Origin of the sequence: Microcoleus sp. B5-D4, assembly GCF_036705145.1 — a bacterium.
In the GTDB taxonomy this organism is placed as follows: domain Bacteria; phylum Cyanobacteriota; class Cyanobacteriia; order Cyanobacteriales; family Microcoleaceae; genus Microcoleus.
In genome coordinates, this window is sequence record NZ_JAUBTV010000036.1 from 1 (window position 1) to 26504 (window position 26504).

23 protein-coding genes and 1 pseudogene are annotated in these 26504 nt (G+C 46.4%); 7 read left to right on the plus strand and 17 right to left on the minus strand.

The window, feature by feature from the left end:
- Nucleotides 1–756 precede the first annotated feature (756 nt).
- Nucleotides 757–2013: a hypothetical protein gene (locus QUB10_RS17570; protein WP_333204045.1), complete on the plus strand. Its 1257-nt coding sequence runs from the start codon at nucleotides 757–759 to the stop codon at nucleotides 2011–2013.
- A gap of 291 nt (nucleotides 2014–2304) precedes the next feature.
- Here QUB10_RS17570 and QUB10_RS17575 read toward each other — a convergent pair whose 3' ends face one another.
- Nucleotides 2305–3048: an SIMPL domain-containing protein gene (locus QUB10_RS17575; protein ID WP_333204047.1), complete on the minus strand. Its 744-nt coding sequence runs from the start codon at nucleotides 3046–3048 to the stop codon at nucleotides 2305–2307.
- A gap of 174 nt (nucleotides 3049–3222) precedes the next feature.
- On the opposite strand from QUB10_RS17575, the gene QUB10_RS17580 reads away from it, so the two are divergent.
- The 3 genes from QUB10_RS17580 (at nucleotide 3223) to QUB10_RS17590 (ending at nucleotide 6951) form a co-directional block, all read left to right on the plus strand.
- Nucleotides 3223–3606: a YkvA family protein gene (locus tag QUB10_RS17580; protein WP_333204049.1), complete on the plus strand. Its 384-nt coding sequence runs from the start codon at nucleotides 3223–3225 to the stop codon at nucleotides 3604–3606.
- A 210-nt stretch (nucleotides 3607–3816) separates the two neighbouring features.
- Nucleotides 3817–6165, plus strand: a complete 2349-nt coding sequence (gene pcrA / locus QUB10_RS17585) for a DNA helicase PcrA (RefSeq protein ID WP_333204051.1) — start codon at nucleotides 3817–3819, stop codon at nucleotides 6163–6165.
- A 180-nt stretch (nucleotides 6166–6345) separates the two neighbouring features.
- The gene (locus QUB10_RS17590; RefSeq protein ID WP_333204052.1) at nucleotides 6346–6951 is read left to right on the plus strand and encodes a hypothetical protein; all 606 of its coding nucleotides are present in this window, start codon (nucleotides 6346–6348) and stop codon (nucleotides 6949–6951) included.
- Nucleotides 6952–7220: 269 nt separating this feature from the next.
- On the opposite strand, the gene QUB10_RS17595 is transcribed toward QUB10_RS17590, so the two are convergent.
- From QUB10_RS17595 to QUB10_RS17630, 8 genes and pseudogenes are all read right to left on the minus strand, one after another.
- Complete coding sequence (locus QUB10_RS17595) at nucleotides 7221–7421, minus strand: hypothetical protein (protein ID WP_333051533.1); 201 nt, start codon at nucleotides 7419–7421, stop codon at nucleotides 7221–7223.
- The gene (locus tag QUB10_RS17600; protein WP_106146328.1) at nucleotides 7418–7762 is read right to left on the minus strand and encodes a hypothetical protein; all 345 of its coding nucleotides are present in this window, start codon (nucleotides 7760–7762) and stop codon (nucleotides 7418–7420) included. The genes QUB10_RS17595 and QUB10_RS17600 overlap by 4 nt, the downstream gene beginning before the upstream one ends.
- Before the next feature lie 105 nt (nucleotides 7763–7867).
- Nucleotides 7868–9190 (minus strand): FGGY-family carbohydrate kinase, encoded by a 1323-nt coding sequence (locus tag QUB10_RS17605; protein WP_333204054.1) that lies wholly within the window; start codon nucleotides 9188–9190, stop codon nucleotides 7868–7870.
- 206 nt (nucleotides 9191–9396) lie between these two features.
- Entirely contained in the window at nucleotides 9397–9606 is a 210-nt protein-coding gene (locus QUB10_RS17610) for a type II toxin-antitoxin system HicB family antitoxin (protein WP_333204056.1), read from the minus strand.
- Nucleotides 9607–9820: 214 nt separating this feature from the next.
- The gene (locus QUB10_RS17615; RefSeq protein ID WP_333204058.1) at nucleotides 9821–11221 is read right to left on the minus strand and encodes a serine/threonine-protein kinase; all 1401 of its coding nucleotides are present in this window, start codon (nucleotides 11219–11221) and stop codon (nucleotides 9821–9823) included.
- A 326-nt stretch (nucleotides 11222–11547) separates the two neighbouring features.
- The gene (ilvB, locus tag QUB10_RS17620) at nucleotides 11548–13383 is read right to left on the minus strand and encodes a biosynthetic-type acetolactate synthase large subunit (RefSeq protein ID WP_333204060.1); all 1836 of its coding nucleotides are present in this window, start codon (nucleotides 13381–13383) and stop codon (nucleotides 11548–11550) included.
- Nucleotides 13384–13455: 72 nt separating this feature from the next.
- Nucleotides 13456–13628, minus strand: a pseudogene (locus QUB10_RS17625) (RNA-guided endonuclease TnpB family protein); the annotation flags it as partial.
- A gap of 862 nt (nucleotides 13629–14490) precedes the next feature.
- Nucleotides 14491–15789, minus strand: a complete 1299-nt coding sequence (locus tag QUB10_RS17630) for an MFS transporter (protein WP_333204062.1) — start codon at nucleotides 15787–15789, stop codon at nucleotides 14491–14493.
- 356 nt (nucleotides 15790–16145) lie between these two features.
- Between QUB10_RS17630 and QUB10_RS17635 the strand changes: the two genes are divergently transcribed.
- A complete protein-coding gene (locus QUB10_RS17635) occupies nucleotides 16146–16484 on the plus strand; it encodes a P-II family nitrogen regulator (protein WP_006633346.1) in 339 nt (112 codons plus the stop codon).
- A gap of 161 nt (nucleotides 16485–16645) precedes the next feature.
- Here the strand turns inward: QUB10_RS17635 and rdgB are convergent, their stop codons facing one another.
- The 8 genes from rdgB to QUB10_RS17675 all read right to left on the minus strand — a co-directional run bounded on the left by rdgB (nucleotide 16646) and on the right by QUB10_RS17675 (nucleotide 24696).
- Entirely contained in the window at nucleotides 16646–17233 is a 588-nt protein-coding gene (gene rdgB, locus QUB10_RS17640; protein ID WP_333204064.1) for an RdgB/HAM1 family non-canonical purine NTP pyrophosphatase, read from the minus strand.
- Between the two features lie 28 nt (nucleotides 17234–17261).
- On the minus strand, nucleotides 17262–17870 hold the full coding sequence (locus tag QUB10_RS17645; protein WP_333204066.1) for a hypothetical protein: 609 nt from the start codon (nucleotides 17868–17870) through the stop codon (nucleotides 17262–17264).
- A 155-nt stretch (nucleotides 17871–18025) separates the two neighbouring features.
- Complete coding sequence (locus QUB10_RS17650; RefSeq protein WP_333204068.1) at nucleotides 18026–19450, minus strand: phosphoglucomutase/phosphomannomutase family protein; 1425 nt, start codon at nucleotides 19448–19450, stop codon at nucleotides 18026–18028.
- Between the two features lie 211 nt (nucleotides 19451–19661).
- Nucleotides 19662–20396 (minus strand): GTP cyclohydrolase I FolE, encoded by a 735-nt coding sequence (gene folE, locus QUB10_RS17655; RefSeq protein ID WP_333204070.1) that lies wholly within the window; start codon nucleotides 20394–20396, stop codon nucleotides 19662–19664.
- A 218-nt stretch (nucleotides 20397–20614) separates the two neighbouring features.
- Nucleotides 20615–21340, minus strand: coding sequence for an SDR family oxidoreductase (locus QUB10_RS17660; RefSeq protein WP_333204072.1), 726 nt, complete (start codon nucleotides 21338–21340; stop codon nucleotides 20615–20617).
- Nucleotides 21341–21581: 241 nt separating this feature from the next.
- On the minus strand, nucleotides 21582–22562 hold the full coding sequence (gene accA / locus QUB10_RS17665) for an acetyl-CoA carboxylase carboxyl transferase subunit alpha (RefSeq protein ID WP_333204073.1): 981 nt from the start codon (nucleotides 22560–22562) through the stop codon (nucleotides 21582–21584).
- Between the two features lie 266 nt (nucleotides 22563–22828).
- Nucleotides 22829–23854, minus strand: coding sequence for a long-chain acyl-[acyl-carrier-protein] reductase (locus QUB10_RS17670; RefSeq protein WP_333051513.1), 1026 nt, complete (start codon nucleotides 23852–23854; stop codon nucleotides 22829–22831).
- Nucleotides 23855–24003: 149 nt separating this feature from the next.
- The gene (locus QUB10_RS17675) at nucleotides 24004–24696 is read right to left on the minus strand and encodes an aldehyde oxygenase (deformylating) (protein ID WP_333204074.1); all 693 of its coding nucleotides are present in this window, start codon (nucleotides 24694–24696) and stop codon (nucleotides 24004–24006) included.
- 495 nt (nucleotides 24697–25191) lie between these two features.
- Here QUB10_RS17675 and QUB10_RS17680 point away from each other — a divergent pair, with 495 nt between their 5' ends.
- Together QUB10_RS17680 and QUB10_RS17685 are read left to right on the plus strand one after the other, a co-directional pair.
- Nucleotides 25192–26010, plus strand: coding sequence for a carbohydrate ABC transporter permease (locus QUB10_RS17680; protein ID WP_333204076.1), 819 nt, complete (start codon nucleotides 25192–25194; stop codon nucleotides 26008–26010).
- Between the two features lie 191 nt (nucleotides 26011–26201).
- Nucleotides 26202–26450, plus strand: coding sequence for a transporter suffix domain-containing protein (locus QUB10_RS17685; RefSeq protein ID WP_333204139.1), 249 nt, complete (start codon nucleotides 26202–26204; stop codon nucleotides 26448–26450).
- Nucleotides 26451–26504: the final 54 nt, after the last annotated feature.

The window sequence follows — 26504 nt, forward strand, 5'->3', positions numbered from 1 at the left end:
GAGCTGATTTTCTCTGTTTGACCCTCACGAGTGAGTGTCAGTAACATGATACCTCATCTTTCAGAGAAAGGCTATATAATCTCTCTATTATTATATAGGGCAAAATGCCGTATGTGACGCTAAAATTTAGGAGCGATCGAACTTATGCCCAATTACACGTAAGTGCGATCGCGCCTCTGGTGGCTAAAGCGGTCAAGTTGCTGTTCAAAGAGTTCTCCTCGTCAGTTAGATCACTCCTAAATCTGGCGTTGCTTAATCAGGGTATGAAAAAAATCAGTTGAAAATCCCCAAGCTTTGTGGGGACTGGTTTTTATGACTGGCATATTTAACCTTTCCTACCGTAAATCAGCAACGTCCACAAAACAAATCACTTGGTTCAATAATTAAACCTACAACTTTCCCTGATAAATATATTATTAATATCGTTGTTAAACCTTAAATTATAAGCGGACACTCCCATTTTTTTTAGAATATTTATGAATCATTTAATCAGTAAACAAGCCTGTATATATTAGTTATTTTTGGCTGGCTAAGCTAAGACTGTGCCAGATATGCGATCCTCTTCGAGGGCTTCGCTAACGCGCGCCTCCAACTTGTTCAAGGTCGAAGGAACAGCGAGTCCCTAGCGCGGTAGTGGTCAGTATTTTTGAGAATCTACTTCTTAAGTAACAGTCAAAATCTAGTTCTTAGGCAGTAGATTTTCTGAGAAGTATATAGTTAGCCTAGTAAATGTAACAGTAATACCCAAGGATATCTATGACTGATAATAAGCAGCCTTTTAACCAACCTGAAGCCAATCCTGACTTCCAGGAAAAGAATGTTGACAATAGCGAAAACGCGCAGCTTCAGGCTCAGACTAACGAAAATGCAGAATCAAAGGAAGATCAATCATCAGGCTCAGGCATTGGTGCTAGGATAGCTGGAGCAGCAGTCGGTGGTATACTCGGTGCTCGCTCTGGAGGCATTATTGGTGCTGTAGCAGGCTCAGTTGCTGGCGCTATGATTGGTAAAGGTACTGCTGATACTGTTAACCGTGCTGTAGATAATTTAGGGGATGCAGCACACAGCGTAGCAGACGGTATTACACACACTGTAGAAGAGCTAGGGACAGTAGTAAAGGAAACTGCTGAGGAAGTTAGACCATCTATCAAAGCTACAGCAGAAGCAGTCAAGGAGACTGTTGAGGAAACCAAGCCTTCGATTAAAAGTATAGCCGAATCTGTCGATCAGACAGTTAAGGAAGCCAAGCCTTCTGTAGTAGAAGCAGTCAAGAGCGCATCCGAGGAAGTCAAACCTACAATTAGAGAAGTAAAAGATTCAGTCAAGCAGACAGTCGAAGGTGTCAAGCCTTCTATACAAAGTGCAGCGGATTCTATTAAGAGCACTGCTGATGAAGTTAAGCCTTCTGCCAAAGCTGTAGCTCAGGAAATTGAGGGGGCAACTAAGGATCTGAGATCGACTGTAAAAGATACAGCGAAAGCAGTTGAGCCCTCTATAAAAAGTGCAGCCGAATCGCTTAAGTCATCTGGTAAGAGTGCTGCTGAATCAATGAAGTCATCTGCTCAAAGCGCCGCCGAATCTGCTAAAGGTGCAGCGCAGGATGTTAAGTCATCTGCCCAAAATGCTGCCGAATCTGCTAAAGATGCAGCGCAGGATGTTAAGCAGGATGTTAAGTCATCTGCCCAAAATGCAACCCCATCTCCTCAAGCTGCAGCGCATGATTTTAAATCATCTGCCCAAAATGCAGCCGAATTTGCTAAACCTCCAGTGCCTGATTTTAGGTCATCTGCCCAAAATGCAACCCCATCTCCTCAAGGTGCAGGGCATGGTTTTAACTCATCTGCCCAAAATGCAGCCGAATCTGCTAAACGTGCAGCGCACGATGTTAAGTCATCTGCCCAATATCTAGCCGAATCCACCGAGGAAAATATGGATACGGATATTCACATCTCCGGCACTCCTAAACTCAAGGATCAAGTGGTCATTCATGACAAGAGAATCATTAAGGACTAGGTAAAGTAAGGACTTAACTCTAGCTTGTTCAAGCTAGCCCTAAGAGAGTTTAACAAAGAGTGGATCTGAGAAAAGAGTCCACTCTTTTCTGTGTATGAGAAATGCGATCGCCTAGGGTTTAACGGAGAGTCTATTTATTGAGGAACTCTCCCCCTGAAGAAGGAGAGATTTCGTTTCTAGACTACTGGCAGAAGTGGTTAAAACGGCTAAATTTTTTTGTAGAAAAAGCTGCTTGATAAATCGAGAAATAGTTAGGGTCAAGCTGAGGTGGCCAGTTCAACCCCTAACTATTTAATATCCAAATTGCAAAGTCACAGAAGCTTCTACCTGCTGTTCCCCTCCCACCACTGGCGTTGTAATAATATCAGCACCAGCAGGGCGAGAAGTAGCAAACTGCCGATACATTGGAGGCGGCGCGATCGCACCGTTGACTTGAATGCCCAGAATCTCTCCCCGCTTGAGGTTGAGGGCGCTAAAGGCTGCATCCGCTTGCGCTTGAGCATCTTGAGTTGCTTTTTTGATTGCTTGTTTTCGAGCAGATTCGATCGCACTTTCGGCGGCGGCAAAACTCACACCGTCGATGCGTGTGGCTCCGGCATTTACCGCATCGTCGAGCAAAGTGCCGGCAGATGCAGTATTAATCCGAAAACTGACGGTATTTGTCGCCGTATAGCCAGTCAAGCGCTGCTGGTTGTTTTCGTAGCTGTAAGTCGGGCTGAGGGTGATGCCGGCAGTTTCGAGTTTTTCGACTTGGCGCGATCGCAGCAACTCTACCACAGCGGACGATCGTCTCGCCGCTTCCTGCTGCACCTCGGCCGCCGTTTTCCCCTGCACCTCAACCCCCAGCCGCACTTGCGTTTGAGTTGTAGGAATCGCTTCCACACCCCGCCCAGTAACAGTCAATGTTCTGATCCGCTGTTCTTGGGCCACCGCCGGATCTAATCTCACAAAACTAACGAGAGTTAAGGTTAAACATAACGCTGTTACCAGACTACGGAAATTAATGCGATCGCGACGTTGCCAATTTGAATTCATAAACTTGATTCTCCTCACATACAACAGATGCTATACTTTACCTTCCCACTGAAAGTGCTAAATATCCGGGTTGTTACATTTTTAGCAACTAAAAAAAGTATTAGTCATTAGTCATTAGTCATTAGTCATTAGTCATTAGTCATTAGTCATTAGTCATTAGTCATTAGTCATTATATGCAATCGTTAAAACAACTTGCCCGCCGACTCAAAAAAGAAACTTACGCTGTTTATTTAGCAAGTACAGACCAGAGAGTACCTTGGTACGCCAGAATTTTAGCAGGCCTTACGGTTGCCTACGCTTTTAGCCCGATCGACTTAATTCCCGATTTCATACCAATTCTCGGCTACTTGGACGATTTGATAATTGTACCTTTGGGAATTTGGCTGGTACTGAAGATGATTCCGCCACAGGTTTTAGCCGAGTGTCGGGAAAAAGCAGCCGCAGAAATAGAGCGAGGAAAACCGATAAATCGGGCTGCCGCTGTTGTGATTATTGCCATTTGGATTGGCTTGGGAATATTAGCAGTAATTTGGCTGACACGGATATTTAAAGGTTAAAAAAAATTACCTATCTATTTATAGTGTAGAGTGCGCGCCGAGCACCTTACCTTAAACAACTCCTTTGAGCCAAAAATATTTAAAGTTTAAAAAATCACCGTTCTAGTTATAATATAGGGTGCGCTAGGCGCACCTTACCTTAAAAAGAACTCGCGGTATCGCATACCAAGTATTATTTACCCCTTAAAAAATTAAACTAACTTTCTAGCTATGACTCAAACCACTGATTTCCTCAGCCACCTCAATCCATCTCAGCGCCAAGCAGTCGCCCATTATAACGGGCCGCTGTTAGTAGTAGCGGGGGCTGGTTCCGGCAAAACCAGAGCTCTAACTTACCGAGTTGCTAACTTAGTTCGCACCAATCGAGTCGATCCTGAAAATATTCTGGCGGTGACATTTACAAATAAAGCCGCCAGGGAGATGAAAGAAAGAATTGAGAAATTGCTGGCAACTCAGCAAGCTGAAGCCGAATATGGCAAACCTTTGGTAGACTTAGCCCCGGATGTGCAGACGAAATTGCGATCGCAAATTTACCAAAGAATCACCAAACACATTTGGATGGGGACTTTTCACTCTTTGTGCGGCCGCATTCTCCGCTACGATATAGAAAAATACCAAGACGAAAAAGGGCGCCAGTGGAAGAAAAACTTTTCGATTTTTGATGAGTCAGATGCTCAAAGTCTCGTCAAACAAATTGTCACAAAAACACTGAACCTCGACGACAAGAAATTTGACCCCCGAAAAGTCCGCTATGTCATCAGCAACGCTAAAAATAAAGGTTGGTCGCCTCTAGAATACCAAGCAGCAGAACCGGATTATCGAGGTCGCGTGATTGCCGATGTTTACAGTCGCTACCAAGACGCTTTAGCAGCAAACAATGCCCTAGATTTTGACGATTTAATCCTCGTTCCCGTTAAACTTTTGAGCCAAAACGAGCAAGTATTAAGTTACTGGCATAAAAAGTTTTGCCATATTTTAGTTGACGAATACCAAGATACTAACCGCACTCAATACGATTTGATTCGGATGTTGGTGACAAATAACGCCGACCCGAAAAACTTCGATAAATGGCAAAACCGTTCGATTTTTGTCGTGGGCGATGTCGATCAATCAATTTACAGCTTTCGGATGGCAGATTATACCATATTGCTGGAATTTCAAGAGGATTTCGGAGATGGTTTGTCGGACGATAAAACTCAGACGATGGTAAAATTAGAGGAAAATTATCGATCGCGCGAAAACATCCTGCAAGTCGCAAACCACTTGATCGAACACAATACCGAACGGATCGAGAAAATTCTGCGCCCGACTCGCGAACCCGGAGCTCCCATTGTTGTCTGGCGGGCTGACAACGAATTAGATGAAGGGGAATTTGTAGCAGGTCAAATTCATTCTTTGAAGCGCCAAAACTCCGAATACGAAAACGGTAGTAACTTTGCGATTCTCTACCGCACAAACGCTCAATCTCGCTCCTTTGAAGAAGCGTTAATGCGTTTAGACATTGCCTACAATATTGTCGGTGGTCTCAAGTTTTACGATCGTAAAGAAATCAAAGATATCCTAGCATACCTGCGGGCGCTTGCCAATCCCGACGATAGCGTCAGCCTCAAACGCATCATCAATACTCCCCGTCGCGGCATTGGGGATACCACATTTTCCAAAATCGAAGACGCTGCAACTCAGTTAGGCATTCCGTTGTGGGAAATCCTCAGCGATGAATCTTCTGTCAATACTCTCGCAGGGCGATCGGCAAAAGCTATTATTAAGTTTGCCGAAATGATTGGTCGTTGGCAATCGCAAGTTGAAACCCTGCCCGCTTCGCAAATTGTCCAAGGAATTATCCAAGATTCAGGCTACATTGAAGATTTGAAAAATCAAGGAACCGAGGAAGCAGAAAATCGCATAGAAAACGTCAGAGAATTGTACAATGCTGTGCTGCAATTTGAAGAACAAAACGAAGAACCGACGCTGACATCATTTTTAGCAAAAGCATCTTTAGCATCCGATTTAGATGACTTGCAGGAAGAGGATTCCCGCGTGTCGCTGATGACGCTGCACTCTGCAAAAGGGTTAGAATTTCCCGTAGTATTTCTAGTCGGAATGGAACAGGGTTTATTTCCCAATTTTCGCAGTTTGGACGACCCGAAAGCGATCGAAGAAGAACGCCGTTTGTGCTACGTGGGCATCACTCGCGCCCAGGAATTGCTATTTCTCACCCACACTCGCGAACGCCGCCTCTGGGGAGGCTACCGGGAACACTGCACCCCTTCGCTATTCTTAGGGGAATTGCCGACACATTTGCTGGCTGGAAGTGCGAAGAAAACTAAGACAGCTAAAACGGCTGTTTCCAAGGGAAAAACTAATAATTCAGCAGCTAATTCTGGGAATTCTCAATCGGCAGAGTGGAAAACGGGCGATCGGGTTTTTCATCATGCTTTTGGAGTGGGAGAAATTACCCATGTTTTGGGAGAAGGCGATAAAACTAATCTGGCAATTAAGTTTTCAGGTTTGGGCAGAAAAATTATCGATCCGAGAACAGCTAAGTTGCAGCGAGTGTAATAGAAAATCCGGCGGTTTAAACCGCGTCTATACAGGCAAAACCCGCCGACGCGGGTTTCCGAGGGGGCGGTAAAAATTACGTTTTTATCTTTAGTCCACGTCGGGTATCTCGTTTGTGTCGATGCGGTTTCAACCTTAGTTTTATCTAAGTAAAAAGCAGAAATAAAAACCTAAACTCTTATGTCTTACAGTCAATTTACGACCATCGGCAAGGTTAAAGAAGCCTTCAATCTTACAGTAGTGGAAGGAATCAGATTTCTGCCGGAAATCGAACCGATCGCACCCGCAACAGCCTTGCAGACCATGCTGGAGACAAATTTGCCTTGGGCGATCGCCACTAGCACCGAAAAAGCCCGTTCTGAAGCTATTATTAACCCTGTATTGCTGGAAGTTCGCAGGATTCTTAACCAACAAATCAGCGTGTTTTCGGGTGAGGAATTTAATGTTGATGTAGCTGTTGGACTTACAGGAGTTTGCGATTTTATCATCAGCCGTTCCCCGGAACAGTTAGACGTTGAGGCCCCGGTAATTGTGATGGTGGAAGCTAAAAAAGGAGATTTGAAAGTAGGTTTGGGTCAATGTATTGCTGAAATGGTGGCAGCCCAGAGATTTAATGAAGCAAAAGGGATCTCGATTTCCGTCATCTACGGCAGCGTTTCCAGCGGCACAGCTTGGCGGTTTCTCAAGCTGGAAGGGCAAATAGTGACGATCGATCTTACCGATTATCCGCTACCTCCAGTAGATAAAATATTGGGATTTTTAGTGTGGATGGTGTGCGAAAATTAGCATATATCAAATCTGCGTTGAAAACTCCCGATCGGAGTCGGCGGTTAAAACCGTTACTACACAACCTTGCGTCCGAACAGAGGGGACTCAAAAGAAATGATTCAAGGCTATCCCGCAGGGAATCGCCCCTCGATCGATCTTATCTCACATCTTGCACCATTTTCAAGAACAGGCAAGATGCCTGTTCCACAAGAAAATTCACTCTTTGTGGAACAGGCATCTTGCCTGTTCATAAAAGACTTATTAACAAGGATGCAACATCTCATATCTTATTCGACTACCTGAGATTCCACACGCCTGTATTTACCCGCCAAACGTTCTCGACGCTGGCGGCGGTTGTCAGCTTCAAATATGGCAATCGCTTCATCTAACTTCAAATTGAAAGCGTCCAACTGTCGGCAGACTTCACGCATCTTTTCAACGTGTCGCTTTCTGGTTTCAGCGTCGGGGATTCTAGGTTGTTGATTCATCGTAAGTTCCAATCCATTTTGATTTCTTGAATGCTTGCTGCTGAGGCATCGACAATTGCCTCTCCGTCTTCTATCGTTCCATACAAAAAGTTTAACGTATCCGCAGTCGCAGCGGGTTGAGATTCTGCCACCTGCTGCAAAAGCCTGTACAAACGATTGTAAGAGGTTCTCAACCTTTCCTTAATATTATCCAGGGATTCTAGTTCCGGGAGTGTCGCTTCTGTCTCGCCAAACTGCTGCATGAATATATATTCTGTGGCGGTTGTTTCGTTGAGGATTTCCACTAGCCGCCGCTGCAATGTGAAAATTGTGTTCAGGATGTCATCAGGTAGCTTTGCCATTGTCCTTAATTTTTAGGGATAACAACTTAACACAATATATCAGAATGTTTACTTCCTCTCATTTTAGCTTTAATCGAGAGCGATATCAGTCCAAATTTACCACCTTTAAATTTGCATTCCATGCTTCGCCAATAACGCACTTCCATAAGCAGCTGCAGTATGAATTGGCTTTACTACAGGCACTTTTAAATAACGCTTTCTAATCGCACTCCAAACCAAATTTTTTGCCCCGCCGCCAGCAGTATAAACTTTTGTCAAAGGAGTTGCACCCAATTCTTGCAATAATTGATATCCCCGCGCTTCAATCCGCGCGATGCTTTCTAGCAAACCGTGCAGAAATTCCACTGAATCAGTTGGACGCGGTTCGAGTCTGGGCGGCAAATTCGGGTCATTAATCGGAAAGCGATCGCCCTTTTTCAACAATGGGTAATAATCCAGCAAACTCTCTTGTTCTGGATCAATTTGTGTGCTATAATTTTCTAACTCAACATCAGTAAAAAAGTGTCGCAGCACCGCACCTCCGGTATTAGAAGCACCTCCAACTAACCACAAATCGCCTAATTTATGACTGTAAATTCCGTATCTAGAATCATCTACGCGGGTATGACTTAACAGTTTGACTGCTAGTGTAGAGCCGAGAGAAGTTACTGCTTCCCCTGGTAAATTGACACCGCTTGCTAAAAATGCGGCAATGCTATCGGTTGTACCAGCACAAATCATACAATCGCGGGGAAAACCGAAGCGATCGCCCACTTGAGCTCTCACTTCCCCCACAGGCGTGCCCGGTGCGACAACTTGCGGCAATTCAGGAGTTGCAGCGCCCGCAATTCCCTCTATCAGCCAATTCGGATAGCACAAAGTATCAACATCGAAACCGAGTTTCAAAGCATTGTGATAGTCGCTAATTCCCAATTTTCCGTGCAGCAGAAATGCCAGCCAGTCAGCTTGATGCAGGAAATAAAGCTTCTCAACAACAGGCAAGATGCCTGTTCCACAAAGACTGAATTGTGTTGTCGGGTGGGCTTCTAGCCCGCCCTCCTGCAACCACAGGAGTTTTGCCAGACTCGATGTAGCGCTTATTACTGTGTGGTTGTCGGGGGCGATCGCCCGCAACCTCTCTGTCACCGCTGCACCGCGCGCATCATTGTATAAAATCGGCTCACATACTGGTATACCGTCGGTATTGCACAGCATGACAGTGGAAGATGTGCCGTCAAGGGCGATCGCCCTTACCTGATTGCGGATGGCTGGGGGAATTTGCTCGATCGAATCCCACAGCGCATTTTGCCACACCGAGGGCAATTCAGGCTGTTGTTGCCCGTTGTTGGCAAAAGTATGTTCTGTCTCGCAATGGATTGTACCCTGGGAGTCGATGATTGTCGATCGCGCGCCTGTCGTGCCAAAATCTATTCCCAAATAAAGATTCATTGATTACTCCCGCGAATTTTCCTATATCTCAGAAACCGGGTTTTTTTACGAAAATCTTTCGTTGTCACCCACAGATTAGGTAAAAAACCCGGTTTCTTTGGCATTAGTGCGTAAGTTCATGGCTTAAGCATGGGGGCTAGAAACCCGGTTTCTACGAGTTTTGCGTTGAGTGACGAGAAATATAGAAAGAAACCGGGTTTCTGAGATTATCGTGCTTCGACATATTCACAAAGCGTAGTTGGTTCGGGAATCGGTAAACCTTCTTCTCGCAATCCTTCTAAGTGAAATTCGATCGCTTCTTTAATTTGCTGCTGTACTTCCGCAAGGGTAGCGCCTGTGGCTGCACATCCGGGTAAATTGGGCGCGTAAGCTGAATAGTTATTCGGTGTTTTTTTAATGACAATCGCATAACGCATTAGTTGATACCCACGGGTGGTCAGAAACCGGGTTTTTTTACGAAAATCTTTCGTTGTCACCCACCGATTAGGCCAAAAACCCGGTTTCTTTGGCCTTAGTGGGTAAGTCGTGTCTTTGTGAAACCCATCCAATTAGCACGTAATGAAATGACTAAAATCGATAATTTCGTAAAAAAAGATTCGATAAAAAAGACTTGAAAAAAGGCTGAAATTCCTATAAATTACACCTTACAGCTCTTGATGCGAGAGAAGAACCATAACGCCACTTCACACCCAAACCCCGGAACCCACCCCACCACCCACACAGTTGCCTAGGGAGGTGGCCCACAGGTGCTTGTTTATTATAGGTTAGGTCCTTTGTGTCCAACCAACTGCCTCCTTTTCGCCAACCGACACGATCGCCTAGCTTGCATTCAGTATCCCAATCAACTTTGCCGCCCACTTCCAACCAAATTTTTTTCTGGACGCTAAAACCAAAGCGACCCTGACTGTATTTTACCCACAATTTGTCGATGGTGTGTAAATCATCGCAAGGAAAATTCTCAATTGAACCCGTATCAAAATAATCTTCCTTCTCCCGTCTCGCAGCTTTCAGCATTACCTTTATTGTTTCCTGATCCGCCTCTTTCCACTTTCCTGCTGCTAATAAATCCCGCAGACGAGTATAGTCAACACCCCGCGCTGATTTAAGCGAGTCTGGTGGCGATGCCGGTGGAGGTGTTTGAGCTGATAATTGAGGTGATTGAGTACCAAGAGCCTGCAAAACTTCAGTAGCAGATTGATAACGTTTTTTAATAGCAGGTTGTATCATTTTATCTAAAATCTGACCCAGTTCCGAACTGACAGATGTTTTTAAGTGTTCTCGCCACACCCACTCAAACTCGCTATCATCGAATAAATCAATCGGTTCAACCTCAGTTAACAGACACAGACAAGTGACACCCAGACTATAAATATCACTCGCATGAATCGGTTTACCGTTGGCTTGTTCTGGTGCCGTATATCCAGCCGTCCCGATTCTCGTTCCCGTTACCCCTAGAGCCGTTTGTGTCGCATATTTCGCGGCTCCAAAGTCAACTAAAACCAGTTGCCCATCTTGCCTAAGAATAATATTTTCTGGCTTGATATCCCGGTGAATTACTTGGCGAGAGTGAATGAACTCGAATACTGGCAGTAAATTATTAAGCAAGTCGCGAATCTGCGTTTCGCTAAAATATCCCTTAGATTCTAGTGCTTCGGCTAAGTTTTCACCGTCGATGAATTCTTGGACTAAATACTGCCGTCCATCTTGACTAAAATATGCTAATAAGTCGGGAATTTGAGAATGTTTACCCAACTGCTCTAGGCGGACTGCTTCAAGCTCAAATAACTCAGCAGCTTTCTGGATACTAGAAGGGTCTTGAAATTGGGGGTAAAATTGTTTAATAACGCAGGGAGGTTTAGATGGTTTATACTCGTCAATAGCTAGAAAAGTGCGCCCAAATCCCCCTTGTCCAATAATTTTTTGGGCTCCGTAGCGATCGCCCAATAGCAGTTTATTCCCACATTTTTGACAGAATTTTGTATAGCCAGACGGGTTTTGGAATAGGCAATCAGGGTTTAGACACTGGCTCATAAAATATGCTTAGAGATTACACATTAAAGCTCTCGATGCGATGCCAGCGGAGATGGTGTTAAATGTGAAACAGCAGATCCGGGTAAAGAGACGGCATTGCCGATATGTGTCAACTTAAGTCTGAAACCTTTGTATCTCTCGCTTTTATCCGAGGCCAGATCCCCCCTAGCCCCCCTTAAGAAGGGGGGAACCGGAGCGATCTCAAAGTCCCCCTTCTTAAGGGGGATTTAGGGGGATCTGGCCTCGACGATAAACAGCAGTCTATGACTACGTTTGACCTTAAGTTGAGACTAATAGGCACTGCCTAAGTCCCCACTCAAAACTCGTTAAACTTTTGTCCCGCATTCAGGACAAAAATTATTGCTCGAAACATTCTTCGCGCCACAACTCGGACAATAAACCAACTCTGTAGATTGCAACTTGCTACGTTCCGGCAAACCAACCATTTGAGCGTTGCTCTTACCTGGAACTACCATCGGATAGCAGTTTTCGTCCCTCGTCACCTTCACGTTCATCAGCACCGGGCCGTCGTGAGCGAGCATTTGAGCGATCGCATCTTTGAGTTCCTCCGGTTGCGAAACCAGCATCCCCTTCACGCCATAAGCTTCAGCCAGCATCACAAAATCCGGCATCCCCACCGTCATATTCGACGAGGAATAACGCTCGCCGTAGAACGCCTGCTGCCACTGCCGCACCATGCCTTGCCAGCCATTATTTACAATAACAACCTTGACATTAATGCCGTATTGTGCTAGTGTTCCCAGCTCTTGAATATTCATTTGAATGCTAGCATCCCCAGCAATACAAATCACTTGCTCATTGGGTAGCGCCATTTTCGCGCCCATCGCAGCCGGCAGCCCGAAACCCATCGTGCCCAAACCAGCGCTGGAAATCCAGCGGCGCGGCCCGTTGTTCAAAAATTGAGCCGACCACATTTGATGTTGACCGACATCCGTTGTGTAGTAAGCATCAGGTGCTTGAGTAGCCAACTGAGAAATCACCTCTTGCGGAGACAAAATGTCTGGGTAATGAGGCACAACTAACGGATAGTCCTGTTTCCAGTGATCGATCCTGTGCAGCCATTCCGCAGTCTGTCCGGCCTTCCCCGAAACTCCAGTTTCCCGACAGCGACGCAGCAAATCGAGCAAAACTTGGCGGACATCTCCGACAATCGGCACGTCAGGGCCGCGATTTTTGCCTACTTCCGCCGGGTCGATATCGATGTGAATCACCTTCGCGCGCGCTGCAAACTCGTCTAATTTGCCCGTCACCCGATCGTCAAACCGAGCCCCGACAGCAATCAGCAAATCGCACTCGGTAACGGCAAAATTAGCGTAAGCAGTGCCGTGCATCCCCAGCATTTTCACCGACAAAGGATGGTTTTCGTCAAAGGCACCTTTGCCCATCAGCGTTGTCGTCACCGGCAATTGGAAAAGTTCGGCCAGTTCCTTAATTTCCTCGTGGGCCCCGGCTGCGATCGCCCCGCCCCCGACATAAAGCAAAGGACGCTTTGCTTCCTGCAGCAAATAAATTGCTTGATTAATTTGCCGGGGATTTCCCTTCACCGTCGGCCGGTAGCCCGGAATTCTCACCGATCCGGGTTCCACGGGCAGATAGTCAAATTCTTCTAAACCCACATCCTTGGGTACATCAACCAAAACAGGCCCCGGCCGCCCTGTACTCGCGATGTGGAAAGCTTCAGCCACAATTCGCGCCATATCTTTCGGGTCGCGTACTACATAGGAATGCTTGACAATTGGCAGGGTAATCCCGTAAATATCTGTTTCCTGAAACGCATCAGTGCCGATCGCCGGACGGGGCACCTGACCGGTAATAATTACCATCGGGATCGAATCCATGTGGGCTGTCGCAATCCCCGTCACTAAATTAGTTGCGCCGGGGCCCGAAGTAGCAAAACAAACCCCAACTTGTCCGGTAGCGCGGGCGTACCCGTCGGCCGCGTGAGCAGCACCTTGCTCGTGGCGCACCAGAATATGTTTGATTGCGCCAGTTTCTTCGGCGCGGTAGAGTTCGTCGTAAAGCGGCAGAATTGCGCCACCGGGATAACCAAAAATATGCTTGACGCCGTGGCGGATCAAGCTGTCAATCAGAGCAAATCCACCAGTTGCACGCCTGATGGTCACTTTAGTTTTTAGTTGCACAGAATTTCCTCCCTTAAACTAATTATGATTTTTAATGAAAGCTTTTATAGCTTGTAAAACTATAGTCATCTATTACATGACGTGGGAGGCATGAAGTCCCTCCCCTTTCGCTTTTACTTTGAGCGGATTAACCCGCCTCGGCTGAACTACGCAGCTCCCTATCCCATCGCTAAACGCATTTGGGATTGCTTTTCTCAAAATATTATAGACCCGTTAACATCGGCATTAATCATCTGGCTATATGATACTACCATTGTCTATTGATGTTTACAATCTTAATGATGTTTTATAATACTATAGCGGTTCTCAAAAAAGTGAGGTAGGCCATTAGCCATTAGCCCTATGACCTATGCCATTAGCCATTAGCCCATGAGTACCTCATCTTTCTGAGAAAGGCTATACTTTAATCTCAATAGTCAAACTCTGAAAATTTGACTGCTGATATTTTACAAAAAGTTTGGCGAGCGGGCGGTGTCCGATCGCGAAATTGTGGAACAGCAGAGGCTCAAAAGAAACAGAGGAAATCGCGGCCCCTATGCCGGTTTACCGCGATATGACGCTTGTATAGCATTCTTGATACTCCCCACTGATGAATCAGGGGGATTCTTGAATAAGACCACAAAGGGACTTTCAAAGGCGCTATCAATGCGCCTCTACCCACTCAGCATGGACGAATCCAAGCTTTGCGTATACTTTTGGCTTTTTTCTGCTTTCGGAGTCCATCACTTATGCCAGATAGGTACGCTCCACATTTTGATATTTTTTGTCAGTTAAATAGGCTTCCTGCTCAAATGCAGTAGTGGCTTACTGTGCCGGAATCTCACCGAAACTAAAATGTTTCAACACGTAGATGGTTATTCTTAGTCGCTGCACTTATCATATCATTGCGACTCCAATTGCGATCCTTCCACGGCGACGGTCGTCGCAGTCGCTTTCCTCCCCATGTCTAAAGCCAGGGGCTTCTCGCTCGTTTTTTGGTGATTCGGCATTCGACAAGAAAAACTAATCGTTTGAGCAATTAAGAACGTCCTAATCATCAGGGCGGTTGCTATGTTATGGATCGATCGCGAAAACCAAGCCCTCTTGCTTCTTCCTTCTTTGCAAAGTTCAGAGAACATCCTGCAAGACTTTGCGAGTATGTTTCCAAGCTGCCATGCCCATCACCGAGACCAAAAAGCCCAAACTCAGCAACACGATCCGCAAGCCGAGGTCATCCGAGCCGACTGCTTTGCTGACAGCATCAGTCAGTGGGCCAGTAATCGCTAAAGGCAGGCTCAGAGCAATATTAATCGCATTGTTTTCAAATCCAAAGACTTTACCCCGCATAGATTCGGGAGTTTTTTCTTGAATCAGAGCTTGCATCGGGCCGTTAATCAAGGAAGCACCAAAACCAAACAGAGCACTCAATCCGAAACCCACCCATAACTGTCGAGTAAAGGCAAACATTGCTAATACAAAACCCATCATCAAGAAACCGATTAAAGGCAGAGGTTTGTGGTGCATTCGATCGCCCCAGTGTCCCAAAAAGGCTGCGCCGAAGACCATTCCGACTCCTGCTGCAGCCAGCAAAAAGCCAAATTGAGTTTCTTTGAGACCTATTTTGCCTGAAAGCGCGATCGCCAGCACCTGAAGCGCCGCAAACACCGAATACAAAATGGTCAACTGCACCATCGCGTTGCTGACAAGGTGATTGTGTTTCAAATAGCGCAAACCTTCTTTGAGATCTTGCCAAGGATGGACGTTTTTGCCACTGCTGCCGGCATGACGTTCTTTGATCCGCATAGCATAGATCAAACCTGCTGATATTAGGTACAACCCGCCCAGCAAAAACTCTTGAGAACTCGATCCGAAGCTGTGTTTGACCCAACTAAACAGCGGTTCGCCGATCGTCATCCCGACAATAATCCCGCCCATTGTGGACGAGGCGAACAGCGCATTTGCCGACATCAGTCCCTCTCGCCCCACGGTCAGGGGGATTGCAGCCTGCTCTGCCGGAGCAAAAAATTGCGTTACGGTAGAGATTAAAAACGTCATCGTCAACAAAACCACAAAAGCTTTGGGCAAAAACGGCAAAGCTACAATCAACGCGGCTCGAATCACGTTGCAGGCGATCAGCATTTGCTTTTTGGAAAAGCGGTCTACCACGATACCGGCTACGGAACCAAAGACGATCGCCGGCACGGTGTAGGCGATCATCACCGCTGACAGCATAGAATTTTCCGAATGTTGCCAAGAAACAGGCCAGGGTCGGTAGTCGCCGGTTTTCAGCAGAATAATCAGCAATACGTAAAAGATTTTATCCGCCACTTGGGCCAATAATTGGCCCGTCCACAAGGCGAGGAAGGGGCGATTTCTCAGTAGGGCATCAAGCCCGCTGCGGTCAGGGGGAGGGCTGGCTGGGTGCATAGGAATAGTTTAACTGACCGCTTCTGGCAATTATAGTTTTCAGCAATATGTGCAAATCTGACATAGCAAAGCGGAAACTCGGAAAACTCCTGTCTCCTGCGTTCTTTTTCTGTTTTAGCAGATCAGCGGCGGGGGACGGCTGCTGCAGTCTTCTTAACTCTACCGCGATCGGCCGGAGCCGAGAACCCGCTCGCCCGGAAAATCCGAGAAGATTGTTAAAGGTTGGCGTGCATTTCATCGCGAGTACAAGATACGGTAATATACTTGACAAAATACTTGCTGCTGGCAGTGATATTAAAAGATGTCACGCCGATTAAGTAATATAACGAAGGTACTAACTGTTAGGAGTGAGAAACTTGAAAAAGGTTGAAGCTATTATTCGCCCCTTTAAACTAGACGAAGTGAAAATCGCACTCGTCAATGCTGGTATTGTGGGGATGACTGTTTCTGAAGTTAGAGGTTTTGGCCGTCAGAAGGGCATGACAGAACGCTATCGCGGTTCTGAGTACACTGTTGAGTTCTTGCAAAAGCTCAAGGTGGAGATTGTTGTGGAAAACGATCAGGTTGACATGGTGGTTGATAAAATTATCGCGGCTTCCCGCACGGGCGAGATTGGCGACGGCAAGATTTTCATCTCTCCTGTAGAACAAATTATTCGGATTCGGACTGGGGAAAAGAACTTGGAGGCAATCTAAGATACTGGGGCATTGGGCATTGGGCATTGGTAATTGGTCATTGGTCATTGGTCATTGGTAACTAATCATTGCCAAGGAAAAACCTCTTTCCTGTTTAGTTCTGATACCTAAGTGTCAATATCCAATGCCACAGTTACCCCCGGTTTTGGCTTTTTTCCTAATTAGGGGTTGACAATGCTCGCCATTTGTGGTATAAGAGCGTGGAAGGCTCTGCCGCGGTGAGAGTGCGATCGCTTGATATCCGGTGTCATTTCGGCAAATGTCTGTTGCTGTGCGGGTACGTAGAAAATGGGGTCATATCCGAAACCTCCCGTACCGCGAGGAGTATGCAGGATTTCGCCGCGGCAAATTCCTTCTACTTGCAAGGCAATTGTACCGTCGGGACGGGCGATCGCGATCGCGCAAACAAATTGTGCTTCCCGGTTTTGTTCGCTTCCCAATTCTTTGAGAAGTCGAGATATCCTGTCAGGATCGGTTTTCCCGTAGCGTGCGGAGTAAATCCCAGGTTGGCCGTCGAGTACGTCTACCATTAAACCAGAATCATCGGCGATCGACCATTTGCCCGTTGCTTTTGCCACTTCAGACGCCTTCAAGCAAGCATTAGCAATAAAAGTTTCGCCTGTTTCCTCGATTTCCAACTCTTCCGGTTTTAGTTCCAATTCCCATCCCAAATCCTGAAGATAAACTTGCATTTCCTTGAGTTTACCCGGATTGCCCGTAGCTACAACTAGCAATTTGCGATCGGTCATTATTTCTGTTAAAACTTACCGATCCATATTAACAAACATATTGGGGAAATGGTTGCAACAAAATTCCCAAAATCTTATCAACATCTTGAATATAGTATTCAATCGGATCGATATAAACAATAGTTTCCTCCAAAATCAAGAATTTCCAGTTAGTTCCCGTCGTCACCGCGCCGTAAATGCGATCGACCTCAGTGTCTTGGTTTTGATTGAAACATTGGGCCGCTACCATTGCAGCCACGCATTGACCCAAACCGCCAATAATATCTTCTTTTTTTGCCTCAAAAATTGTTATAACCGGAGCACTGATGAACAATTGTTCTGAAGAACCGCTAATAATATAATCGCAAAATCCTTGCAAACCTCTTTCTGGATCGACAGTAAAATCCTTACCGGAAAAAAGAGAAACTCGTTTGTTTAACAATCGCCGAACTTCTGCTAATATCGGGGCAATCAAAAATTCTGAGCGAGCTTTTTCTGTGGAAATAAAAGTTGCTAGCGGTACATAATCAATCAGGATTGTTGTTAATATTTCGGATGGTGAGACGGGTTTTGTATCGGCAAATAAATTGCGAGTTTCATCTAAAATCAATCCAAAATCTTTTTTGACTTTCGCAAGGCTGAAATCGCTGTAAGCCATTTGCTTTTATCCTAAAATTAATCTGATATAGCAATAGTATTTCATTGTGAGTAATATTTTTTTTACCGCAGAGGCCGCAGAGGACGCAGAGAAAGAGAGATTTGAGATCGAGTCATCCGCGTTCATCTGCGTTTATCTGCGGTGGAAAAGTCCGATTAATTATGCGCCCAATTTTTCGCCCAGTTTAAGTTTTGCATGACTTCTTTCAATGTCGCTGCTTCTGAATACAGCCGCAACACGGGTTCTGTTCCGCTAAACCGAATTAACAGCCAACTTCCGTCAGCTAAACGGAATTTATATCCGTCCACTTTGTTGCAATCTACAACTGCTTTGCCGGCGATTTCTGTTAAGGGTTGATTTTGCAGCAGGGACAGCAAACGCGACCTTTCTTCCATGTTTGCTAGGTGCAAGTCTATTCTGTCATACGCTGAAGTAAAGCTTGTTTCTTGTTGCAGTCGGCTGTAAATTTCGCTTAAGTCTTCCCCGGATTTGACCACTGCTTCTAATAAGTACAGGGCTGACAGTAAAGCATCTCGTTCGGGAATGTGCGTACCGTAGCCAATTCCTCCCGATTCTTCGCCGCCGACTAAGACTTGGGTGGTCAACATTCGATCGGCTATATACTTGTAACCGATCGGCGTTTCAAATAATGGCAAGTCGTACAGCTTGGCAATTTTGGGAATTATGTCTGAACCGCTGACTGTTTTGATGACTTCCCCGGTCAAGCCGCGCCGTTTTGCTAAATGTTCGATTAAGATGGGAACTAGGATTTGTGAACTGAGGAAGTTGCCGCTAGAGTCAACGGCTGCAATTCGATCGCTATCTCCGTCAAATACAAATCCGATTGACAAACCAGAACTTTTTCGCTGGTGAGTACGCATCACCCGAAATAACTGCGACAGGTAGCGCGGCAAAGGTTCGGGTGCACCGCCACCAAACAGCGGATCTCGATCGCTGTTGACTTCGTGCACTGTTTCTTCTAAAATTTGAGCTAATCCTCCGGCGGCGGCCCCGTGCATTACATCTACAAATACTGTAATTTTGCCGCTGGCGATCGCTTCTTTAATCGCCTCAATATCTACCGTTTCCCGCAAGGTTTTGCAGTAAGCCGGCCAAGGATTGAAATTCTCCAATTTGCCGGGAGTTGCTGAAAGTGCCGCCGGATTTTCGAGTTTTGCTTCTATCTGTTGAGTAACTTCGGGCGAAACTGAACCGCCAAATCCGCCCTTGACTTTTAACCCTAAATATGCACCGGGATTGTGGCTGGCTGTCAGGACGATCGCACCCAAAGCATTTAATTGTTTGGCAGCTAAACTGAAAGCTGGAGTGGGGGCGTAGGATTCGCTCAGGAGCACGTCAAATCCTGCGTTTTGGATGGCAACAGCCGCTGTGAAGGCAAATTCTTCAGCCAGAAATCGGCGGTCGTGACCGACAATTACGGTACCGCTGCTGCCATCGCTGCCGCCGGTTTGTGCGAGAACTTGTGCCGCTAGGGGAGCGACTAACGCTACGCGATCGAATGTAAAATCGTCAGCAATGATGCCGCGCCAGCCATCTGTACCGAATTTAATAGGATTCATTTAGTCACAAGTCATGAGTCACCCGTCTATTTTATGGGTTTATCAGTCGATCGTCATCTGATTTTAGATTTTAGATTTTAGATTGCGACTGCGGATGAATCTGGGGGCTAATGACCAAATTGCTCGATCGCTAGCCACCTGGAAAAAGTGATTGACTAATGACTAATGACTAATGACTAATGACTAATGACTAATGACTAATGACTAATGACTAAAAGAATGCCGGTTGGTGGCGGATCAAATTCAGGAATTCTTCACGAGTTTTCTGTTCTTCTTGGAACACGCCCAACATTGCACTTGTAACCGTCCAAGCACCGGGTTTTTGCACACCCCGCATCGTCATGCACATATGGCTGGCTTCCATTACCACAGCTACTCCCTTCGGTTCCAATATTGTCTGAACTGCTTCGGCAATTTGGCGCGTCAAACGTTCTTGCACCTGCAACCGGCGGCTATACATCTCGGAAATTCGGGCTAATTTGCTCAATCCCACTACTTTTTGGTTAGGAATGTAAGCAATGTGAACTCTGCCCATAAACGGCAGCATATGGTGTTCGCACATACTGAATACGCTGATGTCTCGCACCAGTACCATTTCGTTGTGACCTTCGTCAAAGATAGCGCCGTTGAGGAGTTCTTCGAGGGATTGACTATAACCACTGGTGAGAAACCGCATTGCTTCTGCTACCCGTTTTGGGGTTTTGAGCAATCCTTCGCGTTCGGGGTCTTCTCCTACTCCCAGCAGTATTGTGCGAACGGCCTCCATCATTTCTTCTTGGCCTACTTCTGAGGGTTTGGGCACGCTGGATTCTTGACCGTTCGAGGAATTGCGATCGGGTCGAGTGGGGATGCGCGGGGAGTTATTATCTGCGGTTTGTAACAGTTTCATGCTGTCAGTCGAGAGTGAGTTCGAGCCATTGGAATCGGTGGAAGATGCAATTGTCATAACAAGTTGGTGTGAGGGTGAATCGATTTTCGATTTTCGATTTTAGATTTTCGATTGGGGGATATATAGCCTTTCTCAAAAAGGTGAGGTACGAATTTTGACCTGAAAAGCTTGACCTTACAGGGTTTCTGTATACCTCATTTATCTGAGAACCGCTATAGCTAGAGATTCAAAGATTGTTGAATTCGAGAAAAATCCAGCAGTCTAAAATCTCAAGTTCACAAAACTCCTGCGTTGGACATGAGCGTGATTTCTTCAATTACTGCACTCGCTGGCAACTGAACTGCGTGCAGAATTGATTGGGCGACGATTTCTGGGGTTAACATGGCGGTGCGATCGAAGTCGGCGTCCACGGTGTCTGTGTCCCACAGGGGAGTGTTGACAGAACCGGGACAGATTGCTGTTACGCGAATTCCGTGAGCCCGTTCTTCGGCGGCTAAGGTTTTAGACAAAGCCATGAGACCAAATTTGCTAACGCAGTAGGCTCCCCAGTTGGGGAAGGCTTGGGTGCCGGCGATCGAGGAAACGTTGATGATGATTCCCGATCGGCGATCGCGCATGGAGGGCAAAACTCCTAAAATGCACTGCCAAACGCTAGTTAGATTGAGGTCTAGAACGCTCTGCCAGTCGGTTAGGGACGTTTCCGTCAAGGAGCCGGTGTAGCCCATGCCAGCGCTGTTTACCAGGATATCTACGGAACCCAATTGAGCTGCGATCGCGCTGATGCTGCTTTGCACTTGCTCAATTTTTGCCAAGTCTAAGGGATAAGCTTCTGCTTTCACTCCGACTTTTCGGGCTGCTGCGGCAACGGCTTCTAAGTTTTCCGACTCTCGGCTAACTAAGGCCAGATTTATGCCCTCGGCGGCGAACGCTAGAGCCGTCGCTTTGCCAATACCGCTGCTGGCTCCGGTAATCAGAGCCTGCTTTGTTGTTGGATGGTTCATTCAGTGTCCTAATACTTTCGCTCGGCAACTCCCTACAGCGTTGCAGCCTTCTTCGGCAAATTAGACAACTGTCTGCTGCGGGTGATAACAGTTAATTATGAGATAAACATTAAGAACTGTTAAGCCGTGTCACCTGAGAAATTATAACACTGCTGACAGATCCGCAGAATAATGAGGTGTGAGTTATGAGTTTAAAGTAAAAGATTTTCAACTCATAACTCACAGCTCTGAATCGAGCGGCTCAAGCCGCAATTTCAGTGAATACACCGATGTGACGAAACTTTTGATACCGGAGTTCGCGTCGCTGCTGACCCGTAAGCTGGGTTAGTTCTGCTAAGTTTTCTAACAAAGCTTGTTTGAGTATGGAAGCGGCTTTGAGGGGATTCGAGTGAGCGCCACCGATCGGCTCTGGTACTATTTGATCGAGAACGCCGAGGTTTTTCAAATCCCAGGAAGTGATTTTCAGGGCTTCTGCAGCCAAGTTAGCTTTGCCAGAGTCTTTCCAGAGAATGGCGGCACAAGCTTCGGGGGTGGCGACGGTGTAGACGGAATGTTCCAGCATCAACAGCCGCTCGCCGACACCGATACCCAATGCGCCGCCGGAACCGCCTTCGCCGATGACGGTGCAGATGATGGGAACGTCGAGGCGAAACATTTCTCGGAGGTTACAGGCGATCGCCTCTCCCTGTCCGAGCTGTTCTGCTTCTAAGCCCGCCCAAGCCCCCGGAGTGTCGATAAACGTGAAAATTGGCATTCCGAAGCGATCGGCGTGTTCCATCAACCGCAGGGCTTTGCGATAGCCACCGGGAGCCGCCATGCCGAAGTTGCGGGCGATATTGTCTTTTGTGTCGCGTCCTTTTTGATGGCCGATGATGACTGTGGGACGCCCGTCTATGCGGGCAATTCCACCGACGAGGGCCGGGTCGTCTCCGCCGCGCCGATCGCCGTGAAGCTCGATCCACTCGTCGCTAATTGCCTGAATGTAATCGAGGGTGCTGGGGCGGCGCGGGTGACGGGCGAGTTGCAGTCGCTGCATGGGGGACAAGCTGCTGAAAATTTCTTGTCGCAGTTGGGCTGAGCGAGCCTCGAGTTTGCGAATTTCGTCGGTGACATCGACGCTGTTTTCTGCGGCGAGTTCGCGAATCTGGTGAATTCGGGTTTCGAGTTCGGCCAGGGGCTTTTCAAAATCTAAGAGTAAGGGTTTACGGTCTGGGTTTGGCACGCTGATAATTTCTATAAGGTTTTGTCAGGTTTTGTCAGGTTTTGTCGATCGACTATTTTCCGATCCTACCCTGTCAGGGGATGCTGAAAAAGAGAGGAAATTTGGAAATTTTGAGTTTTAAATTTTGTATGATATCCAACTCGGTCACATCATCATTATCATATAGCGCGAGCTTCCCGATCGCGCTGCACTCCTCCAAATATTATTCCGATGCCAAAGAAAAAGTCAACTATTAAATTTTCAAATTTAACAGTTGACTTTTAACATCAAACTGACATTAATAAAGGTCTGAAACCGTGCTTGACAGAAATATGACCGATTTGCTCCATCTTTTCCACAGTAATTTGATTCCGTCCCCAAGAAAAATTGGTATACATTTTTTCAAATTCCAGTAGCATTGATTCAGCAAAACAGGCAAACAACTGTCGGCCCGGCACATCCATATTGACAATCTTCATGATTTTCCACTCAATATCGAGGGAATGCTCCACAATGCCGCCATTGAGTACGTAAATTCCGGGATGCTGAACCTGAGTTGCCAAATTTTTCGGATAGCCACCGTCAATCAATAAACATGGTTGCTTCAATGTCTTAGGGTCAATTTCTACTCCCTTGGGCATACTGGCTACCCAGACTACAATATCCGCTTGGGGCAGGGCTTCTTCCAAGTCCATAATTTTCCCTCGACCCAATTCTGATTGCAAATCTTGCAATCGTTCTTTGTCGCGGGCGATGAGCAACAATTCTGCTACATTTGTTTTAACATTGAGCCAGCGACACACAGCACTGCCAATATCGCCAGTAGCACCACAAACGGCTACCGTGGCTTTTGAAAGTTCAATCCCCAATTTAGGGGCTGCTTCTTCTACTTGGCGGCAGAGGATGTAAGCTGTGTGAGTGTTACCAGTGGTGAAGCGTTCAAACTCCAACTTGAGATTGCGAATTTGCTTAATTTGCTGCAAGTTGAAAGTCTCAAAAATGATCGAAGAAAAGCCGCCTAAAGCCGTGATGTTAATCCCGTTTTTTTGAGCGTGTGCCATTGCATTAAGGATTTTGCGAGTGGCTGCTTTTATCCGGCGAGTGGCTAGCATTTCTGGCAGAAAACAGGACTCCACATAGCGGCCTTCTATTTTTTGTCCAGTGATGCTTGTTACCGTGATCTGATCAACTATTTGGGGCGGTGCGCTGCACCAAAAATCTAGACCTTGATCGGCATATTCTGGATAGCCCAGCTCGTTAGCTACTGATTGGGCGTGTTCTAAGCTGGTTAAGTGACCGATTAGACCAAACATTAAGTTGTCAAATGAAGGAAGATTGAAGATGGAAGATGAAAGATGGAATATGGAAGATGGGAAAATTAAAAATATATATTTTAAAATGAGGTATCCCATTTTTAATTTTTAATTTTTAATTTTTTTCCCATTCCTTATTTCCAAATTAACTAGGCTGCGAGGCCTTGTGCTGACATCCGCATGATATCGCGGTTGTTAAAGCCTATGTTGCCTAGGGCTTCGCCGTAGGCAATCATAAAGTCTTCGATTAAAGCGTCTTTTTCCATTCCCAAAACGCGGGCATCGTCTGCGACAGAGTTTAGCAGTCTCCAGATGATGGGCAGGTTTTGGCGGTTGGCAGCTTCGAGTTCGGCTTTGGATTCCTCAAAGTGAGCTTGCAGCCAGACTTCCCCAAAGTTGAGGTGGGTGTATTCTTCTTTGACGACGCCTTCGGTGATTTTGCGAGCAAAGTCATCGGCGACGGGGATGTAGATGTTGTAAGCTGCGATCGCAAAACACTCGATAATTAGCGATTGAATCAACAAGCAAGTTACAATCTGACCTTGGGCCGCAGCCGTCTGGAAGTTTTTGTGCAATTCCGAAAAGAACTGCTTGGCAAATGCCATGTCCGGCGTGACTTTAAGATTCCGGCCACAAGCTTGGAAGCCTTTCATGTGGCGGTTCTCCATCTTGGACAAGCCAACTAACTCTGCTTTTTTGTCCGCCAACAGTTCGGCCAGTGTCAGGTAATTATCGTGAGCTTCTTGTTCGCCTTCAATCACAATGGCGTTGATGCGGCTGTAAGCATCTTTGTAAGTTTCGGTTTGAAAGTCAATTGTTGGGCTGGCCTCAAGCTGGGGCATAGATATGTAGTCTCCTTATATAAGCTTGCGGGATGTTGGGAAACCCCTTTAAAATGGGGGGTCAGTGACAGTACACTTTACCTATTTTGAACGCACCCCATCTAAATCACAGATTATAGCTGAGGATGCTTTCGACAAAGAACTTTTCTTTGACGTTCCGGGAAAAACTGGCGTCAAGCGTGCGTGTTTGCCGGACTTTTGCCGTCGAACACTCCAGAAAGACTATCGCTAGAATGCTATCTATTTACTAATTACTTGAATTAGTCGTTAGTCGATCTTTTGCCCGGAAATAGATGATAGAAATACGGTCTATGTCTCCACCTTTCAGGGTTTTACAGTACCAACTCTATCTATAACATTATATCCTAATCACAACTTCCTCCCTAGGTACTCCTTCTTTCCCTCTACTACTATTATGTTCTTGTATGGGAATCTGGGATGCGATCGGGTTGGAGAACGTCACAGGCTTATTATTTTAGGTTAATTCACAAATTTATGGGTAAATCCTTTGACAGGTCTCAGGCGCTGGAACTGCTGAGTTTTATTTTGTTGCTGGCGGGTGCTGCGCTGGTGCTGCTGCCACTGGCTGCTGTATTCTTGGTTTCAATATCACCATCGGGTGTCGGTGTCAAGGCCACAGGCCTGACTTTTGCAAACTATCAGGAGGCTTGGCGACGGGGCAATTTTTTGTTGGCATTCCTTAATTCTACTCTAGTGGCGATCGCAGTGACGGGTTTTCAGGTGGTGACTTCTGCTTTGGCCGGTTATGCTTTGGCCAGGCTAAAGTTTCGGGGGCGACAGGCCCTAGTTTTGGGGGTTTTGGCGACGCTGGTAATTCCGTTTCAGCTTTTGGTGATTCCGATTTTTTTGGTTTTGAAGTGGGGCCATCTACTGAATACCTACGGGGCGCTGATTTTGCCGACGGCGGCTAACGGTTTTGGGATTTTTTTGCTGCGCCAGTATTTTATGACTGTTCCGGTGGAGTTGGAGGAGGCGGCAATGCTGGATGGGGCTAACCGCTGGCAAGTGTTGTGGCAGGTGATGTTACCTTTGGCCCGCCCTGCTTTGGTGACGCTGTTTTTGTTTACGTTTATCGGGGAGTGGAATGATTTGTTTAAGCCGCTGGTGTTTACGACGCGGCCGGAGTTGCGGACTGTGCAGTTGGTTCTGGCTGAGTTTCAGGAACAGTTTACTAGCAGTTGGCAGTTGTTGATGGCGGCGGTGGTAATTGGAACTGTACCGGTGGTGTTGCTGTTTTTGGCCGGTCAACGGCAGTTTATACGGGGGATTGCGGCGACGGGGATTAAGAATTGAGGTGGAGATGCTTGGCAATTAAGTTTGTAGTCATTTGTTGAACCATTCTCTAGAACAGGCAAGATGCCTGTTCCACAAATACTAAATATTCTTGTGGAACAGGCATCTTGCCTGTTGCTGACATTGGTGCGAAGTCAACTCCAAGCGGACTAAGAGATAAAGGGGATATCAAAGCTGTATTATCTGAATCTATGCAAAAGCTCGGTTTGTTTTTATTTCTCCTATCTTTTCTGCCCTGGCTGGCAATCTTATTTGTTGTGCCGTTCCTGCCGCTGGACATTACCCAAAAAACTACTTTATCTGTCGTTCTAGCTGTTGGGGCGGAAGTTTGTTTTTGGATTAGCGTAGTGCTGTTGGGGAAAGAAGTAGTTACCAAATATCGGCGTTATTTGCATCCGCGATATCTTTGGAAAAAAATCAGAAATTTTAACCGCAGATGAACAGGGTTCGACGCCGATAATGAGCCGGGAGATTGGCGTTTATCTGCGGTCAAG

What these genes read in the sequence shown, in the direction of transcription:
- QUB10_RS17570 (WP_333204045.1), top strand. Translation starts at nt 757, where the DNA reads ATGACTGATAATAAGCAGCCTTTTAACCAACCTGAAGCCAATCCTGAC.
- QUB10_RS17575 (WP_333204047.1), bottom strand. Translation starts at nt 3,048, where the DNA reads ATGAATTCAAATTGGCAACGTCGCGATCGCATTAATTTCCGTAGTCTG.
- QUB10_RS17580 (WP_333204049.1), top strand. Translation starts at nt 3,223, where the DNA reads ATGCAATCGTTAAAACAACTTGCCCGCCGACTCAAAAAAGAAACTTAC.
- pcrA (WP_333204051.1), top strand. Translation starts at nt 3,817, where the DNA reads ATGACTCAAACCACTGATTTCCTCAGCCACCTCAATCCATCTCAGCGC.
- QUB10_RS17590 (WP_333204052.1), top strand. Translation starts at nt 6,346, where the DNA reads ATGTCTTACAGTCAATTTACGACCATCGGCAAGGTTAAAGAAGCCTTC.
- QUB10_RS17595 (WP_333051533.1), bottom strand. Translation starts at nt 7,421, where the DNA reads ATGAATCAACAACCTAGAATCCCCGACGCTGAAACCAGAAAGCGACAC.
- QUB10_RS17600 (WP_106146328.1), bottom strand. Translation starts at nt 7,762, where the DNA reads ATGGCAAAGCTACCTGATGACATCCTGAACACAATTTTCACATTGCAG.
- QUB10_RS17605 (WP_333204054.1), bottom strand. Translation starts at nt 9,190, where the DNA reads ATGAATCTTTATTTGGGAATAGATTTTGGCACGACAGGCGCGCGATCG.
- QUB10_RS17610 (WP_333204056.1), bottom strand. Translation starts at nt 9,606, where the DNA reads ATGCGTTATGCGATTGTCATTAAAAAAACACCGAATAACTATTCAGCT.
- QUB10_RS17615 (WP_333204058.1), bottom strand. Translation starts at nt 11,221, where the DNA reads ATGAGCCAGTGTCTAAACCCTGATTGCCTATTCCAAAACCCGTCTGGC.
- QUB10_RS17630 (WP_333204062.1), bottom strand. Translation starts at nt 15,789, where the DNA reads ATGCACCCAGCCAGCCCTCCCCCTGACCGCAGCGGGCTTGATGCCCTA.
- rdgB (WP_333204064.1), bottom strand. Translation starts at nt 17,233, where the DNA reads ATGACCGATCGCAAATTGCTAGTTGTAGCTACGGGCAATCCGGGTAAA.
- QUB10_RS17645 (WP_333204066.1), bottom strand. Translation starts at nt 17,870, where the DNA reads ATGGCTTACAGCGATTTCAGCCTTGCGAAAGTCAAAAAAGATTTTGGA.
- QUB10_RS17650 (WP_333204068.1), bottom strand. Translation starts at nt 19,450, where the DNA reads ATGAATCCTATTAAATTCGGTACAGATGGCTGGCGCGGCATCATTGCT.
- folE (WP_333204070.1), bottom strand. Translation starts at nt 20,396, where the DNA reads ATGACAATTGCATCTTCCACCGATTCCAATGGCTCGAACTCACTCTCG.
- QUB10_RS17660 (WP_333204072.1), bottom strand. Translation starts at nt 21,340, where the DNA reads ATGAACCATCCAACAACAAAGCAGGCTCTGATTACCGGAGCCAGCAGC.
- QUB10_RS17670 (WP_333051513.1), bottom strand. Translation starts at nt 23,854, where the DNA reads ATGTTTGGTCTAATCGGTCACTTAACCAGCTTAGAACACGCCCAATCA.
- QUB10_RS17675 (WP_333204074.1), bottom strand. Translation starts at nt 24,696, where the DNA reads ATGCCCCAGCTTGAGGCCAGCCCAACAATTGACTTTCAAACCGAAACT.
- QUB10_RS17680 (WP_333204076.1), top strand. Translation starts at nt 25,192, where the DNA reads ATGGGTAAATCCTTTGACAGGTCTCAGGCGCTGGAACTGCTGAGTTTT.
- QUB10_RS17685 (WP_333204139.1), top strand. Translation starts at nt 26,202, where the DNA reads ATGCAAAAGCTCGGTTTGTTTTTATTTCTCCTATCTTTTCTGCCCTGG.